The sequence below is a fragment of the Mycobacterium sp. NTMscope_MAC_12 genome (assembly GCF_976985675.1).
The window spans coordinates 1,770,203-1,785,159 of the sequence record NZ_CDRJYY010000001.1 but is presented as its reverse complement, the minus strand read 5'-3'; the positions used below and the strand labels follow the sequence as shown (position 1 = coordinate 1,785,159).

The 14,957-nt window shown below is 67.6% G+C and carries 17 protein-coding genes and 1 pseudogene; 12 read left to right on the top strand and 6 right to left on the bottom strand.

The window, feature by feature from the left end:
* Positions 1 to 55: 55 nt before the first annotated feature.
* The gene (locus AC0KS4_RS08225) at positions 56 to 1,195 is read left to right on the top strand and encodes a MalY/PatB family protein (protein ID WP_275254772.1); all 1,140 of its coding nucleotides are present in this window, start codon (positions 56 to 58) and stop codon (positions 1,193 to 1,195) included.
* A gap of 21 nt (positions 1,196 to 1,216) precedes the next feature.
* On the opposite strand, the gene AC0KS4_RS08220 is transcribed toward AC0KS4_RS08225, so the two are convergent.
* Complete coding sequence (locus AC0KS4_RS08220; protein ID WP_238957781.1) at positions 1,217 to 1,945, bottom strand: DUF2652 domain-containing protein; 729 nt, start codon at positions 1,943 to 1,945, stop codon at positions 1,217 to 1,219.
* A gap of 111 nt (positions 1,946 to 2,056) precedes the next feature.
* Between AC0KS4_RS08220 and AC0KS4_RS08215 the strand changes: the two genes are divergently transcribed.
* The 6 genes and pseudogenes from AC0KS4_RS08215 (at position 2,057) to AC0KS4_RS08190 (ending at position 6,898) form a co-directional block, all read left to right on the top strand.
* Positions 2,057 to 2,962, top strand: a complete 906-nt coding sequence (locus tag AC0KS4_RS08215) for a haloalkane dehalogenase (RefSeq protein WP_225329519.1) — start codon at positions 2,057 to 2,059, stop codon at positions 2,960 to 2,962.
* A 181-nt stretch (positions 2,963 to 3,143) separates the two neighbouring features.
* Complete coding sequence (locus AC0KS4_RS08210; protein ID WP_238957780.1) at positions 3,144 to 3,629, top strand: MarR family winged helix-turn-helix transcriptional regulator; 486 nt, start codon at positions 3,144 to 3,146, stop codon at positions 3,627 to 3,629.
* Positions 3,630 to 3,830: 201 nt separating this feature from the next.
* Positions 3,831 to 4,547, top strand: a pseudogene (locus AC0KS4_RS08205) (NAD(P)-dependent oxidoreductase).
* A gap of 19 nt (positions 4,548 to 4,566) precedes the next feature.
* Entirely contained in the window at positions 4,567 to 4,935 is a 369-nt protein-coding gene (locus tag AC0KS4_RS08200) for a DoxX family protein (protein ID WP_238957777.1), read from the top strand.
* Positions 4,932 to 5,357, top strand: a complete 426-nt coding sequence (locus AC0KS4_RS08195; protein ID WP_238957776.1) for a hypothetical protein — start codon at positions 4,932 to 4,934, stop codon at positions 5,355 to 5,357. The genes AC0KS4_RS08200 and AC0KS4_RS08195 overlap by 4 nt, the downstream gene beginning before the upstream one ends.
* Positions 5,354 to 6,898 carry a multicopper oxidase family protein gene (locus tag AC0KS4_RS08190; protein WP_238957775.1) on the top strand — a complete coding sequence of 515 codons (1,545 nt, stop codon included), beginning with the start codon at positions 5,354 to 5,356 and terminating at the stop codon, positions 6,896 to 6,898. Before AC0KS4_RS08195 ends, AC0KS4_RS08190 begins: the two co-directional genes overlap by 4 nt.
* Positions 6,899 to 6,929: 31 nt before the next feature.
* Here AC0KS4_RS08190 and AC0KS4_RS08185 read toward each other — a convergent pair whose 3' ends face one another.
* Positions 6,930 to 7,658 (bottom strand): 3'(2'),5'-bisphosphate nucleotidase CysQ, encoded by a 729-nt coding sequence (locus AC0KS4_RS08185; protein WP_238957774.1) that lies wholly within the window; start codon positions 7,656 to 7,658, stop codon positions 6,930 to 6,932.
* 173 nt (positions 7,659 to 7,831) lie between these two features.
* Here AC0KS4_RS08185 and AC0KS4_RS08180 point away from each other — a divergent pair, with 173 nt between their 5' ends.
* Positions 7,832 to 8,395, top strand: a complete 564-nt coding sequence (locus tag AC0KS4_RS08180; RefSeq protein ID WP_238958030.1) for a hypothetical protein — start codon at positions 7,832 to 7,834, stop codon at positions 8,393 to 8,395.
* A gap of 33 nt (positions 8,396 to 8,428) precedes the next feature.
* Here the strand turns inward: AC0KS4_RS08180 and AC0KS4_RS08175 are convergent, their stop codons facing one another.
* A complete protein-coding gene (locus AC0KS4_RS08175; RefSeq protein ID WP_225329512.1) occupies positions 8,429 to 9,604 on the bottom strand; it encodes a thiolase family protein in 1,176 nt (391 codons plus the stop codon).
* Positions 9,605 to 9,757: 153 nt separating this feature from the next.
* On the opposite strand from AC0KS4_RS08175, the gene AC0KS4_RS08170 reads away from it, so the two are divergent.
* The 3 genes from AC0KS4_RS08170 (at position 9,758) to AC0KS4_RS08160 (ending at position 12,368) form a co-directional block, all read left to right on the top strand.
* Complete coding sequence (locus AC0KS4_RS08170; protein ID WP_238957773.1) at positions 9,758 to 10,888, top strand: NDMA-dependent alcohol dehydrogenase; 1,131 nt, start codon at positions 9,758 to 9,760, stop codon at positions 10,886 to 10,888.
* Positions 10,889 to 10,918: 30 nt separating this feature from the next.
* Positions 10,919 to 11,311 carry a DoxX family protein gene (locus AC0KS4_RS08165; RefSeq protein ID WP_225329510.1) on the top strand — a complete coding sequence of 131 codons (393 nt, stop codon included), beginning with the start codon at positions 10,919 to 10,921 and terminating at the stop codon, positions 11,309 to 11,311.
* Between the two features lie 160 nt (positions 11,312 to 11,471).
* A complete protein-coding gene (locus AC0KS4_RS08160; RefSeq protein ID WP_238957772.1) occupies positions 11,472 to 12,368 on the top strand; it encodes a DMT family transporter in 897 nt (298 codons plus the stop codon).
* On the opposite strand, the gene AC0KS4_RS08155 is transcribed toward AC0KS4_RS08160, so the two are convergent.
* Positions 12,369 to 12,728 (bottom strand): bleomycin resistance protein, encoded by a 360-nt coding sequence (locus tag AC0KS4_RS08155; RefSeq protein ID WP_238958029.1) that lies wholly within the window; start codon positions 12,726 to 12,728, stop codon positions 12,369 to 12,371. It abuts the gene before it with no gap.
* A 118-nt stretch (positions 12,729 to 12,846) separates the two neighbouring features.
* Between AC0KS4_RS08155 and AC0KS4_RS08150 the strand changes: the two genes are divergently transcribed.
* A complete protein-coding gene (locus AC0KS4_RS08150) occupies positions 12,847 to 13,593 on the top strand; it encodes a sensor domain-containing protein (RefSeq protein WP_238957771.1) in 747 nt (248 codons plus the stop codon).
* Positions 13,594 to 13,628: 35 nt separating this feature from the next.
* On the opposite strand, the gene AC0KS4_RS08145 is transcribed toward AC0KS4_RS08150, so the two are convergent.
* Both AC0KS4_RS08145 and AC0KS4_RS08140 read right to left on the bottom strand, forming a co-directional pair.
* Complete coding sequence (locus AC0KS4_RS08145; RefSeq protein ID WP_238957770.1) at positions 13,629 to 14,654, bottom strand: TIGR03617 family F420-dependent LLM class oxidoreductase; 1,026 nt, start codon at positions 14,652 to 14,654, stop codon at positions 13,629 to 13,631.
* A 42-nt stretch (positions 14,655 to 14,696) separates the two neighbouring features.
* The gene (locus AC0KS4_RS08140) at positions 14,697 to 14,912 is read right to left on the bottom strand and encodes a hypothetical protein (RefSeq protein WP_225329506.1); all 216 of its coding nucleotides are present in this window, start codon (positions 14,910 to 14,912) and stop codon (positions 14,697 to 14,699) included.
* Positions 14,913 to 14,957: the final 45 nt, after the last annotated feature.

Below are 14,957 nucleotides of genomic sequence, written 5' to 3'. Positions count from 1 at the left end.
GACGTTTAATCCCCTCGAGGAGCTCACGCTCGAACAACTGCGGCTTCGGACCAGCATGAAATGGTGTGCGCATCCCGCCGATGTCCTACCGCTGTGGGTCGCCGAGATGGACGTCAACCTGCCGCCGACGGTGGCCGACGCGCTGCGCAGGGCCATCGACAACGGCGACACCGGATACCCCTGCGGCACGGCGCTGGCGGAGGCGGTCGGCGCGTTCGCGGCGCGGCACTGGCAGTGGCATGACCTGGAGGTGGGCCGCACCGCGCTCGTTCCCGACGTCATGCTCGGCATCGTCGAGGTGCTGCGCCTGGTCACGGATCGCGGTGACGCCGTCGTCGTCAATCCCCCTGTCTACGCACCGTTTTACGCGTTCGTGGCGCACGACGGCCGCCGGGTGATCGAAGCGCCGCTCGCCGATGGGCGGATCGATCTGGACGCGTTGGAGGAGGCCTTTTCCCGGGCCCGCGCGACGCACGGGAACGTGGCGTACCTGTTGTGCAATCCGCACAACCCGACCGGCACGGTGCACACCGCCGAGGAGCTGCGCGCCGTGGCCGAGCTCGCGCGCCGATACGGCGTCCGGGTGGTGTCCGACGAGATTCACGCGCCCGTCATCCTGCTGGGATCGCGGTTCACCCCCTTCCTGACCGTCCCCGGAGCGGAGAACGCCTTCGCGCTGACGTCGGGGTCCAAGGCCTGGAATCTGTCCGGACTGAAGGCGGCCCTGGCCATCGCCGGGCCGCAGGCGGCCGCCGACCTGGACCGGATGCCGGAGGAGGTCAGTCACGGGCCCAGCCACCTCGGCGTCATCGCCCACGCCGAGGCGTTTCGCAGCGGTGACGATTGGCTCGACGCGACGCTGAGGGGCCTCGACGAGAACCGCAAACTGCTGGGCGAGTTGATCGCCGAGCACCTTCCAGGCGTGAAATACCAATGGCCACAAGGCACTTACCTCGCGTGGCTGGACTGCCGAGCACTCGGTGTCGACGAAGAGGTCAGCGATGGCCTCGCGGTGGTGGCCGACCTGTCCGGACCCGCCCGCTGGTTCCTCGATCACGCCCGGGTGGCGCTCAGCTCCGGCCACGTGTTCGGCACGGGCGGAGCCGGGCACGTGCGACTGAACTTCGCCACCTCGCGCGCCATCCTCACCGAGGCCGTGTCGCGCATGGGCCGCGCCCTCGCCGCGGCTCGATAGCGCCGCGGGCGCGGCCTTCGGCTACGCGGAGATTTCTTCGGCCCCTCGCCCCAGGTTCCGGAACCCTTCGGCGGGCTCTTTCATGCCCAGGGTGAACGGCAGGGTGTTGAACTCGAGCTTCATGGTCGCGCCGAGTCGGCGCAACAAGTTGCGCTCGGGCGCCACGGCCGGAACCTGCAGCGCCGCGAGGTCGATGTAGTGGGTCGACGTTTCGCCGATGCCGTCAAACACGTGGAGCATGGGTGTGCACAGCCCACGCATCTGCTCGTCGAGGCATGCCGCGACGGGATCGGTCATGAGCACGTATTCGGCAACCGGCACCGTGTTTTTCAGCATTCGGTGCACCAGGATGACATCGAGGCCGGCGAGCTCGGTATGGCGTTTGACCCTCTGATCCGCCACCTCGCCCACGTGCACTACGAACTTGAGCGACAGGTTCTCCAGCTGCGAGCAACTCGCACACTGGCAGGCGATGTCGTTTTTCAGACGCTCCCGCCGCTCCAGGAACGACGTGCGCATCCGTGACAGCCGCTCGCACACCACCACTTTGGCGTTGGTGTCCGGCGCCCAGAAGAACGCGGCGTCGCCCTCGAGCTTGGCGAGTTTCAGACCCTTGGCGGCGTTGATGACCGACTCCAGCAGGCCGGCGACCGTCAGCTGGGCATGGGCAAGGTGCGTCCGGTTCCACTGCATGTAATGCGTGTAACCGCCGATGTCGGCTATGAGCAGAACCGCGCGCCGAATTGCCATGAATAAGCCAGTTTAGTGGCCTGCGCGGCCTAGCTCAATGAATCTCCCACTAGACGAAAGCGCGCCGGCGAGAGAGGCTAGCAGAGGTGCCGGTTCACCGGAGGAGCTGATATGCATGTGCTGCGAACCCCGGACTCCCGATTCGAAAACCTGGAGGGCTACCCGTTCGTAGGGCACTACCTCGACGTCAAAGCAAGCGACACCCGGCCGCTGCGCATGCACTACCTCGACGAGGGGCCGATCGAAGGGCCCCCGATCGTCCTGCTGCACGGCGAGCCCACGTGGAGCTATCTCTACCGCACCATGATCACGCCCCTGGCCGACGCCGGGAACCGCGTGCTCGCGCCCGACCTGATCGGCTTCGGTCGTTCGGACAAGCCCAGCCGGACCGAGGATTACACCTACCAGCGGCACGTGGAATGGGTGATGATGTGGTTCGAGCACCTCAACCTCACCGATGTCACGCTGTTCGTGCAGGACTGGGGATCGTTGATCGGGCTGCGCATCGCCGCCGAGCAGCCTGACCGCGTCGGGCGGCTGGTGGTGTCCAACGGGTTCCTGCCCACCGCCCAACGGCGCACCCCGGCCGCCTTCCACGCCTGGCGCGCCTTTGCGCGCTACTCCCCCGTGCTGCCCGCGGGCCGCATCGTCGGCGCCGGGACCGTCCGCCGGGTGTCCTCGAAGGTGCGGGCGGGGTACGACGCCCCCTTCCCCGACAAGACGTATCAAGCCGGGGCCCGCGCGTTCCCCCAGTTGGTCCCCACCTCGCCCACCGATCCGGCGATTCCGGCCAACAGGCGGGCGTGGGACGCGCTCGGCCGGTGGGACAAGCCGTTCCTTGCCATCTTCGGCGCCCGCGACCCCATCCTGGGGCAGGCGGACACACCGCTGATCAAGCACATTCCCGGCGCCGCGGGCCAGCCGCACGCCCGCATCAACGCCAGTCATTTCATCCAAGAGGACCGCGGACCCGAACTGGCCGAACGCGTCCTGTCGTGGCAGCAGGCCTTGCTCTGAGACGCCCTTATGCGCAGGGGCTCTTTTGGGGAGCGAGCGCGACGGGAACTACGCGCGACCGGCAACCGCGGAGAAGCTGTACCGGCCGATGACGATCTTGTAGGATGATAATCCTTGCGCCGGCAACGCTTCACACGTAAAGCTTTGCGGCGCAAACAGTCCAGTACTCGAGGAGCCGACGTTGCCCAAGCCGATGAGTGAACACCACTCCGGCATCGCTGAACTCGACGAACGAATCCCGTTTCTCCTCGCGCAGCTCGGCGCCTATGTCAGCAGCGACTTCCAGCGCCGCCTTTCATCGATAGGGGCCGATCCCCGCACGTACGCAGTTCTGCTGGCACTGGCCAGCGCCGACGGCCAGTCCCAGCGTCAGCTCTCCGAACGCCTCGGGATCCACCGCAATGCCATGGTCGTGGTCATCGACCAGCTTGAACAGCGAGGGCTCGCAAAGCGGTTGCCGCGCCCGGAGGATCGGCGCGCGGTCGCTGTCACGCTCACCGCCAAGGCCCGCCGCCTGCTGCCCGCACTGCATGAGCAGGGCCGCGACCTCGAAAACGAGATAGCCGCGCCCCTGTCCGCGAAAGAACGCGCCACGCTGCGCCGCCTTCTTCAACGCGTCGCCACGGGCGCAGGGCTCATTCCCGGAGTCCATCCCCAATTGGCATGATCGCCGGTCATTGACCGAGTGGCGCGACGAGCAAAGCGCTCGTCAGCCGCTTCCCCGCGTCATACGACGCGAAATCACCGCCACCTTGCTGCCGACGCCGATTCAGCGCGGCCTCAGTCCCCCTCCATTCAAGTCTGGCACCACAAATTATTGTCATGTATCGTGATAATCATCAATCGTGACTACTTGGGGAAGTGAACGATGAAGACGGTCATCTTCGGCGCCAACGGGCCAACCGGCCGACTCGCCGTGCGGTGCGCGCTGAGGGCCGGCCACGCCGTGACCGCCGTGACGCGTCATCCACACGAATTCCCCATCACCGACCCGCAATTGACGGTTGTGGGGGCCGATGTGCGGAACGACTCCGCCGTCCGTGCGGCCATCGCGGGAGCCGATGCCGTGGTCTCGGCGCTCGGGGTGCCGTTCACCCGCCACCGGGTCGACACCTATTCGGCCGGAGCGACCAACATCGTCAGCGCCATGCGTGCGTCGGGGACGCGCCGCCTCATCGTCGTGAGCTCCACGTCGGTACATCCCACGCGACGCCTTCACGCCCCGCTCATGGTGCGACTGGTCGACCCCGTCATCAGGACGACGATCGGTAAGACGGTGTACGACGACATGCGTCGCATGGAATCCATCGTGTGCGGCAGCGGCCTCGATTAGACGATCGTTCGGCCGTCCGGCCTGTTCGACCTGCCCGAACCGACCGATTACAGCAGCGGACCCGTCGAACCGGTGGGCGCGTTCACCGCACGCATCGACTTGGCCGACTATCTGGTTTCCCTCGTCGCCGACTCGACTTCCGTCGGCCGCATCGTTGTCGTCTCGACGACCCAGTCGACCCCGACCCTGTGGCAAATGGTGCGCCGAGAGGCGCTGTCCGCCAAAGACTCTGACTCGATACCGAAACGATGAATCCCCCGAGGAGGGCACGGTGCACACCGCATATCTGATCGTGACATTCATTGCGATCGTCTTCGATGGATTCTCGGGAGTCGCGGCGCTGGTGCACTTCGCGCCGATTCTGCCCGGGATGCAAAGCGCGGGCGTGCCGGTGTCGTGGTTGAGGTTTCCTATCGGCACCCTGAAGACGTTGGGAACCGTGGGACTCATTGTGGGCCTGTGGATTCCCGCGATAGGCATTGCCGCTGCCGCGGGGCTGGTGATCTTTTTCGTGTGTGCGGTGTACACCCACGTGCTGGCCCACGACATCAGCGGTCAGATGATGTTCGGCGGATTCCTGCTGGCGCTGAACTGCGCCGCCCTCGGTGTCGCGATCGCAGCACACCCGGCGGTCCTGTGAACGCCGATGTGCGGCAAGGCCCGACCGCACGTGCGCCGCTGCTGTTGGCGCGCGCCAGCACCGCGTTGATGGTGGTGCTCGCGCTCGTACAGGCAATTCTGGCGGGCGACTTTCTCGGCGGCCAGTACGACGCGCTGATGCTGCACGCGCTCGTGGCGAGAGCGATCACCATCACGTCCGCGGTGCAAGTCGTCATCCTCGCCTGGATCTGGCGCCTCGGAGGCCCGCGGGGCGCGTTCTTGGGCGGCGTGGCGCAGACGTTGTTGCTCGTCACCGAGTTCGCCGCAGGCGAATTGCGGTTGACCGCCGTACACATCCCGCTCGGTGTGCTGCTCGTCGCCGGGATTGTCCAAGTGGCGACGGCGATCTGGCGTACCCCACTACCGGCTCGGCGCCCCGCCGCCGGCGAGGTAACGCCGTGAAGCGGCGCACCCTGCTGCGCGCCGGCCTGCTCACGGCGGGCGTCGGTGTCGCAGGAGCGGGATGGCCCGCGGCGCAGATGGCGCTGGGTCCCGCCGAGCCCGGCAAGCTGCTGCGCAGCCAGGTACCGCCGCCGCCGCGTTACCAAGCGCGGTTGCCGATCCCAATTCAGCTGTCCCCCATCGCCAGCGACGCCGCGAGCGACTATTACGAGATCACCCAGTGCGCCGCCGATCTGCCGATACTGCCCGGCCTCACGACGCACGCCTGGACGTATGGCGGAACCTTTCCCGGGCCCACAATCGTCTCTCGGTCGGGTCGGCGCACTGTGATCCGCCACCACAACGCCTTGCCCGTTCCCGTCGCTGTGCACCTTCACGGCGGCCACACCCCACCCGACAGTGACGGCTATCCGCTCGACCTCATCGAGCCCCAGGGCGCGAAGATTACTGACGGCGACAGCGGCATGGGCTCGGGGATGTCACGCAACTCCGTTGTCGGGCAACGCGAATACGTCTACCCCATGCAGCAACGCGCGGCGACGCTGTGGTATCACGACCACCGAATGGGCTACACCGGCCAAGCCGTCTGGCGAGGGCTGGCCGGATTTCACATCGTCCACGACGATGAAGAGGCCGACCTCCCACTGCCGAAAGGTGATCGCGACATCGCTCTGATGATCACCGATCGATCGTTCGCCGCGGACGGCTCGTTCCAGTACCCGCTCACCGACGGAGGTGACGTCGCCGCCCCCTATATGAACGGCGTGCTGGGCGACGTCGTACTGGTCAACGGCGCGCCGTGGCCCGTGCTGGACACCGACCCCGCGCGGTATCGATTCCGAATACTCAACGCCTCCAACGCCCGCCGCTACCGATTGCGGCTCGACCCACCGCCACCCGAGGGACCGGCATTCACCCAGATCGGCAGTGACGGTGGCCTTCTGGCCGGTCCGGTCACGCATGACGAGATTGACATCGCGCCGGCCGAACGCTTCGACGTCGTCGTCGACTTCTCGCGCTATCGTCCCGGCACCCGGGTACGGCTCCTCAACACCCTTGGTACACAGACCACTACGCAGGTGATGCGCTTCGACGTCATCGGCACCGACCGATCGGACGAATCAACCGTTCCCGAACGGCTCAGCGAAACCTGCGCTCCCCTGGACCGCAGGCGTGCCACCACCACCCGCACCTTCCTGTTCGGACAAGGCCGATCCGGTGTGTGGACGATCAACAACAAGCCCTACGCGCCCGGCTCCCCGGTCGCGACACCGCGCATCGGCGACGTCGAAATCTGGCGTTTCATCACCGATGTCCGGCATCCAATCCACGTCCACCTCAACCCGTTTCAAGTCGTGTCGCGCAACAACAGGCCACCGGGGCGCTTCGATCACGGTTGGAAAGACACCATCGACGTGGCACCGGCCGAAGCCGTGGAAGTGATCGTGCGGTTCACCGACTATCGCGGAACCTATCTGGTGCATTGTCATAACCTCGAGCACGAGGACATGGCCATGATGGCCGACTTCGTCACGGTTTAGCGATCGCTTGGACGCAGGCCGGCGGGGGATGTCAACGGGTAACCGCGAGTACGGCTTCCGCGAGCTCGGGACGGCACACCACGACGTCGGGTAGCTTCGGGTCCGGCTGGTTGTAGGCCAGGGCGGATCCGTCGATACGGGAGGTGTGCAGCCCGGCGGCGCGTGCCACCGCCACCGGGGCCGCGGAGTCCCATTCGTACTGGCCTCCGGCGTGCACGTACACATCGGACAAGCCTTGGACGATCGACGCCACCTTGGCGCCGGCCGAACCCATTGCGACCAGGACGCCGTCCAGGGCGTCCCGGACGTTCAACGCGATGGCGGGTGGGCGGGTGCGCGAGACCACGATGCGCGGCTTGCCCGGCGCCGCCGGGGGCGACGCGATGTCGGGAGTGGCGAACGTGATGCCCTGCGCCGGCAGCGCCACGGCGCCGGCAGTCAGCTCGCCGGCCTCCCAGAGCGCGACGTGCACCGCCCAATCGTCGCGCCCGAGCTCGGAGAATTCCCGCGTCCCGTCCAGCGGATCGACGATCCAGACACGCTCCGAGCGCAACCGCACCGGGTTGTCGGCGCCCTCCTCGGACAGCACCGCGTCACCGGGGCGCTCCGCGGCGAGCGCCGCCATCAGAAAGTCGTGGGATCGCTTGTCCCCCGCCGCTTTCCGTTCGCTCGCCTCCGCATCGGCGAACTCTTGCCGGACCCGGAGCAGCAGCTGACCGGCCTCGGCGCCCAGCCGCGCGGCCAGATCATGATCATTCATCGGTGTCTCCACGGAATCCTCAATAAGTTGGCAGTGATGACCAACTTTACCCTGAGAAGTTGCGGCGGGCCGGCGCCACCCCCGACGAAGAATTCGTCCGTAATCTGGTGGACGTGAGCGGCAACGCCAACGTTCCTTTATCGCAGCGGTTGCGGCACATCTCGCGGCGGCGCTTGATCGCGATCGGCATTGCGGCGGTGGTGCTGGTCGGGGTATTGGCCGTCGTGGGGGTGCGGGTAACCGAAGGCAATCAACGCGCGACGGGCCCCACTACCAGCCCACCGCCGTCGGCGCCGGAGAGCTTCGCCATCCCCGGCTGCTATAACCCATCCGTCCCGCCGGTCCCGCGTCCCAAGAAACTCAACGTCCTGGGCTGCGCCAGCGTGGCGATTGCGCTGCAGGACATGTCGTGGATCTCCTGGGGACCCCAGGGCGCCGACGGGACCGGCACGGCCGTCTTCAAGCTCTGCGACCCGAATTGCGCGACCGGATCTCAGCTGACCGAGCCGGTGGTCGTGCACGCGTGGAATCCGCAGCCGCCCCGGCGCGAGGCCATCTGCCAGGCCGGCCTGGAGATCTTCGCCGACATGATCCTGGCGTTCCCCAAAGACGTCCCACCGCCGGCCGTGCAGCAGATGAACACCCAGTACGACGGAAAACCGGCGGTGCACTTCGCCAACTACGCCAGCGGCGACACGCGCGGCACCCAGTTCATCGGCTACACGTTCTGTAACTGACGCGTGGCTGGGCCTGAAGGCGGCCGACCCGCGCTAGACCTCGATGACGACAGCGCCGCCCTGGCCGCCGCCGGCGCACATCGCCGCGACGCCGATACCGCCGCCGCGGCGGGCCAGCTCGTAGGCCAGCGTGGTCACCATGCGCGCGCCCGAAGCCGCGATGGGGTGGCCGAGGCTGCAACCACTGCCGGAGAAGTTCACCTTCTCCTCGTCGAGGCCGTACTCCCGGCATGCCGCGATCGGCACGGACGCGAACGCCTCGTTGATCTCCCACAGCGCCACGTCGCCGGGCGACAACCCGGCGCGCTGCAACACCTTCCCGATGACCTTGACCGCACCCAGGCCGCAGTCCCGCGGCGGCACGCCCGCGGCGGCCCACGCCCTGACCGTGCCCATCACGTTGAGCTTCTCGGCCTCGGCGTACTCGCGATCGACCAGCGCGACCGCGGCCGCGGCGTCGTTGGTGCCGCTGCTGTTGCCCGCCGTGATCGAGAAGCCCTCGATCTCAGGGTGCAACACCTTGAGGCCGGCCAGCTTTTCGACAGTAGTGTCCCGCCGCGGGTGCTCGTCGACGGCGAACTCGATGACCGAACCGTCCGCCTGCGAAATCTTCAGCGGCAGGATCTCGTCGACGAACTTGCCCGCATCCTGAGCCGCGACGGCCCGCTGATGCGAGCGGGCCGCCCACGCGTCCATCTCTTCGCGCGTGATGCCGACCGTCTGGGCGGTGTTCCAGCCGACCGTGATCGACATGTCCTTGGCGGGCGCGTCGGGCGTCTCGACGTGCGTCGGCGGCATCCAGCGCTCCTCGAACTTCAGCTCGGGCCCGGGGATGCGCCAGTTGGTCAGCGGCGTCATCGACAGCGACTGCACGCCGCCGGCGATCAGCACCCGTTCCATGCCGGAGCCGATCTGGGCCGCCGCGTTGCCGATCGCGGTGAGGCTGCCCGCGCAATGCCGGTTGACCGACTGGCCGGGGACATGCTCGAGGCCGGTCGCGGTGGCCGCGTACCGCGCGAGATCGCCACCGCCGTAATGGGATTCGGCGAAGATGATGTCGTCGATGGCGGCCGGGTCGACACCGGATCTGCGCACCACCTCGGGAAGCACCGCGGTGATCAGCGTCTCGGGCGGCGTGTTGACAAGCGTCCCCTTGAAGGAACGGCCGATCGCCGTTCGAACGGCTCCGACGATTACGGGTGTACCCATGTTTTCAACCTCGAGCGGTCTGGCGGCGTTCAGTCGCGGCGAATCGTTTCAAATACTGTATAGACAATAGTATTGGTCTAAGTTCGGTGGGGGCCGGTCTGTGACCGCGCTAACAATTAAGCGGTTAGTACACGTTTCCAGGAGGCCTCCCCGTTGAAAACCAAAGGCGCCTTGGTCTGGGACCTCAACGAACCGTGGGTGATCGACGAGATCGAGATCGGCGATCCCCGCCGCGGCGAGGTGGCGGTCCAGTTGGAGACGGCCGGTTTGTGCCACTCCGACCACCACTTGCAGACAGGTGACTTCCCCATCCCGAGCTTCCCGGTGCTCGGCGGGCACGAGGGCGCCGGCATCATCACCGAGGTCGGCGACGGCGTCGAGCACCTGGCCGTCGGCGACCACGTGGTCATGTCGTTCATCCCGTCCTGCGGCAAGTGCACGCCGTGCCAGGTCGGACTGCGCAACCTGTGCGACTTGGGCATGGGGCTGCTGTCGGGGGCGTCGGTCTGCGACGGCTCCTTCCGGGTGACGGCCAAGGGGCGCGATGTCGTGCCGATGTCGCTGCTGGGCACCTTCGCGCCCTACGTGGTGGTGCACCACACCTCGGTGGTCAAGGTCGACCCCGCGATCCCGTTCGACGTGGCCTGCCTGGTGGGCTGCGGGGTGACCACCGGCTATGGCTCGGCGGTGCGCAGCGCGGCGGTCGGGCCCGGCGAGGACGTCGCGGTCGTCGGCGCCGGCGGCGTCGGTGTCGCCGCAATCCAGGGCGCCCGCATCGCCGGGGCCCGCCGCATCTTCGCGGTCGATCCGTTCGAATGGAAGCGCCAGCAGGCGTTGAAGTTCGGTGCGACCGAAGCCTTCGCGGACGTCGCCACCGCCGCCGCAGCCATCGCCGAGACGACGTGGGGCGCGATGTGCCCCAAAGTGATTGTCACGGTGGGTCATTGCGACGGCCGCGACGTCGAGGCGTGGATGGGCCTGACGGCCAAGGGCGGCACGTGCGTGCTGACGGCCATGGGCAACGTGATGGCCACCGACACCACCCTCAACCTGGCGGGGCTGACACTGCTGCAGAAAAGCTTGCAGGGCAGCCTGTTCGGCGGCGGCAACCCGCAGCACGACATTCCGGCGATCCTGGAGCTGTACAAGTTGGGTCAGCTCAACCTCGATGACATGGTCACGCGCGAGTACAGCCTCGAGGAGATCAACGACGGCTACCGCGACATGCTCGAGGGGCGCAATGTCCGCGGCATCATCCGCTTCACCGACGCCGACCGGGCGTAAGCAGTGGAACGCAATGGGCACAATGTCTTCATGACAACCAAACCCCTCGCTGGCGGTGACGCCACCCAGCAACTCGCCTACCGTGTGGCGGCGATGCTGCTCGGCATCGGCACCCTGCACTTCGTGGCGCCCAAACCGTTCGACTCGATCATCCCCGTCGAACTGCCCGGCAGCCCGCGGCTCTACACCTACGGATCCGGAGTGGCGGAGCTGGCGATCGGGGCGCTGCTGGTGCCGCGACGCACCCGGCGAACCGCCGCGCTGGCCGCCGTGGCCCTGTTCGTCGGGGTCTTCCCGGGCAACGTCAACATGGTCCGGTTGTGGTGGAACAAGCCGTGGGCGATGCGGATCGTCGCCCTGGCGCGGCTGCCGCTGCAGATTCCCATGATCACCACCGCGCTCAAGATCCGGCGCGACAGCTGACGCGCGCGTCGCGGTATCACCCGCCCCTATGACCACGGAGGTCACACCGGGCGCGTCGGCCCGCCGGGGAGGGGCATGTTGCCCCTGTGACCGGGGCGCTGTGACGTCGCTACCGCAAAGCCGTTGCGGCGCAAGCGGTTGATCGTCGAGGGAAGGACCAGTGGACAAGACAGCCATTGCCGCGGCGCTCGCGATTGCGGCCGCCTTGATGGTGGGCATCGGAGACGTCGCCCAGCAGCGATCCGCTCAACAGGTCACCGACCAACCGGTGGGCACCGTGGCGCTGTTTCGCCGGCTGCTGCGCGATCGCCGATGGTGGGCGGGCAGCCTGGTGGCCGCCGCCGGCTTCGGGTTCCAGGCCGCGGCGCTGGGCGTGGGCTCGGTGGTGCTCGTGCAGGCGCTGTTGGTGACGTCGCTGCTGTTCGCGTTGGTCGTCAGCGCGAGGGCGAACCACCGCAGAGTCACGCGCCGGCAAGGGATTTGGGCCGCGTTGCTGGTGGCCGCGGTCGCGGTGATCGTGACGGTCGGTGACCCTCAGGCGGGGACCCCGCGCGGGTCGGTGCAGACCTGGACCATCGTGGCGCTGGTCATGGGCCCGGCACTGATCCTGTGTGTGATCGGCGCGCGCATGTTCCCCGGTTCGGTCGCCGCGTTGTTGCTGGGCCTGATGTCCGGTTCGCTGTGGGGACTGTTTTCGGTCGTGACCAAGGGCGTCGTCGACCAGCTCGACCGCGGCGTCCCGGCGTTGGTGCGGACGCCCGAGATGTACGTGTGGATCGCACTGGCGATCGCGGCGACCGCCTGGGAGCAATCGGCGTTTCGGGCCGGCCCACTCACCGCGTCGCTTCCGGCGGTGACCGTCGCCGAGCCCGTCGTCGGATCGATGCTCGGCGTCACCGTATTGGGCGAGACGCTGCACACCGACGGCGCCGGCCTGGTGGCCTTGGGCATTTCGATCGCCGTGATGGCGGCGGCGACGGTGGCGCTGGCCCACAGCCAGGCCACTTCCGCCCCGTCGGGTGACGAAAACCCTAGTCTCTCAAGGGAAACGGCCTGATCAAGCCAGGGGCGAGCCGACCCGGTGCGCGGTGCCGTCGGGATCGACATAGGCGAATTCCCGCAAGCCGTAGGGCGTGTCCTGCGGCGCGACCAAGCGGCCCTCGAGGTTCTCCAGCGCGGACCACTCGGCGTGGAGGGCGTCGGCGTCGCTGACGTAGAAGTACACGCTCGCGGCGGTGCGCAACGGGTCGTGTTCGTCCCATTCGCTGAGGTGCAGCGACACCGACCCGCGGTCGACGAAGCCGTAGCGGTCCGGGCCGTCGTATGCGCGGGCGTCGAACCCGAGTCGCCGGTAGCGGTCCAGGGCGACATCGAGACTTCGAACGGGGACGATCGGCGCGACGGAAGCGAAGTTCACTGCGGACACCCCGCGAAGATAGCGCTTCGCTGCGAACCGGCACGCCACGCCCGGTGCTGTCGTATGCTCCCCGCAAACGACCCCTGAGGAGTCGGCTCAAGCAGGAAGGGCACCCACCATGCGTCAGCTAACTGCCGCCGTCGCCGTCGCTGCTGCCGGGATCCTCGTCGCCGGCTGCGGTGACAGCAGCGCGGGCGACGCCGCCGCGTCGTCGAGCGGCACCACCGCGTCGCCGAAGACTCCCCTCGCGAAGGGTGCGCTGCCCGATGTGATGCTCACGCCCGACGACATCGACAGCGCGCTGGGCACCAGGGGAACGACGAGCGATCCGCCGTTCACCAACCTCGGCGAAGACCCGGTGCACCGCACCGACTACACCTTCCCGCCCGAATGCAAGTACACGATCCATGCCGGGTTGGCCTCCGAATACGCCGACAGCGGAAGCACCGCCGTGTACGGCTACCACGACCTCGCGCCGACTCCCACCGGCGCCAGCCAACTGGAAAGCCCTGACGTCTACCAGTTTGTGGTGTTGTTTCCCTCCCCCGAACAGGCGAACGCCTTCTTCACCACGTCGTCCCAGCGCTGGCCCGCCTGCGCCAACCGCCAGGACACCGTCCCCGCCGACGGCACCCACCCCGAACTCCAGTGGAAGGTGGGGTCGGTGTCCAACGCCAATGGGGTGCTGAGCGCTCCGGTGACCGTGACCGTCAACGGGGACGGCACGAACGTCACGATGCCCTGTCAGCGGGCCCTGACTGCCCGCCGAAACGTCGTCATCGACGTCGACGCGTGCCGCAAGGACGCCGGGGACCTCGGCGTCACCATCGCCAATCAGATCGCCGCCAAGGTCGACAAGCAGTAGCGGCCCGGGCGCGCCGACCCCAAACGCCTTCTGCCTTAAGCCTGTTGGCGGTGCCGTATGCGGCGGGCCACCTCGCCGTAGCGCTCGAAGCGATCCTGGTCGGCCACGGAGTTGTACATCACCAAACGCGTCGCCATGCCGGCGTATTTGTCGGTCAACGCGTCGGCCAACCCGTCCCAGCTTGACTCGGTGGCGAAGACGGCGATGTGGTCGTCGCTGACCTGGGCCGCCATGCCGGCGAAGTCTCCGGCCTTCTGCTTCTCCCGGATCCGGGCGGTCGTCCCCTCGAAACCGGCCTCGTCCCAAATGAACGCGTAGTTGGGCGTGCTGCCGTAGAACGCCATGCTGGCGCGCACGACTTCGCGCTGCTTGTCGCGCTCTTCGTCGCTGTCGCCGACGATCGTCATGACGGGCACGATGATCGCGAGGTCCGACACCGAACGCCCGGCCTTCGCCGCCCCCTCGGCGACCGTCGGCAGCACGTGACGGGCCAGGTATCCCGGCTCACCGATCGGGTGGACGTGCACCCCGTCGGCGACCTCGCCGGCCATCCGCAGCATCCACGGATTCACCGCCGCGATATCGACTTTCGGGTCGGGAGCGCCGATGGGGCCCGGGCTCCACTGCGGGGTGATGAAGTCGAGATCGTAGAAGTCGCCGTGGTGGTCGAGCGTCCCCGAGCGAAACGCCGCGAAACACGCCTTCACGGCGAGCAGGTAGTCGCGCAGCCGGGGCCCGGGCCGCTCGAATGCCGTGCCGTAGCGCCGCACGACGTGGGTGCGCACCTGAGTTCCCAAACCCAGCCGGAACTTTCCCTTGGTCGCTTCCTGCAATTCCCATGCCGCGGCGGCGGTGACGAACGGGCTGCGCGGGAAGGCCACCGCGACACCCGTGGACAGTTCGAGATCGGGCGCGGCCTGCGACGCGACGGCGGCGTTCAGGTAGGCGGTGCGACCCGTCTCGGTGAACAACAGACCGGAGAAGCCGGCGGATTGGGTCCGGCGGGCAAGCTCGCCGATTTGACCGAGCGGCTGGGGCGTCGTCATCGCGTCGACATGCATGGGGGGAGCCTACGTGGCCGACCGCGCGCGTCGATCGTCGATTCAGCGCTTCATCGGCCGGCGGCTCACCGGGGCGGTAAAGCCTTCGGTGTCATCGAAGAAGGCCCACTGCCCGTCGTCGTTGACCTCCATGCGCCAGCCCAGCTCGGTGTTGCCGCCGACCGAGTGGACGAACCAGGCGTGGGCGGCCTCCGCGTTGGCGAAATTCTTCGTCGCGACCACCCGCCCGTGCGGGTCGATGACGCGAAACTCAGCCATGGGACCTAATTATCCCCGCCCGCGGCGTTTCAATCCGCAAAACTT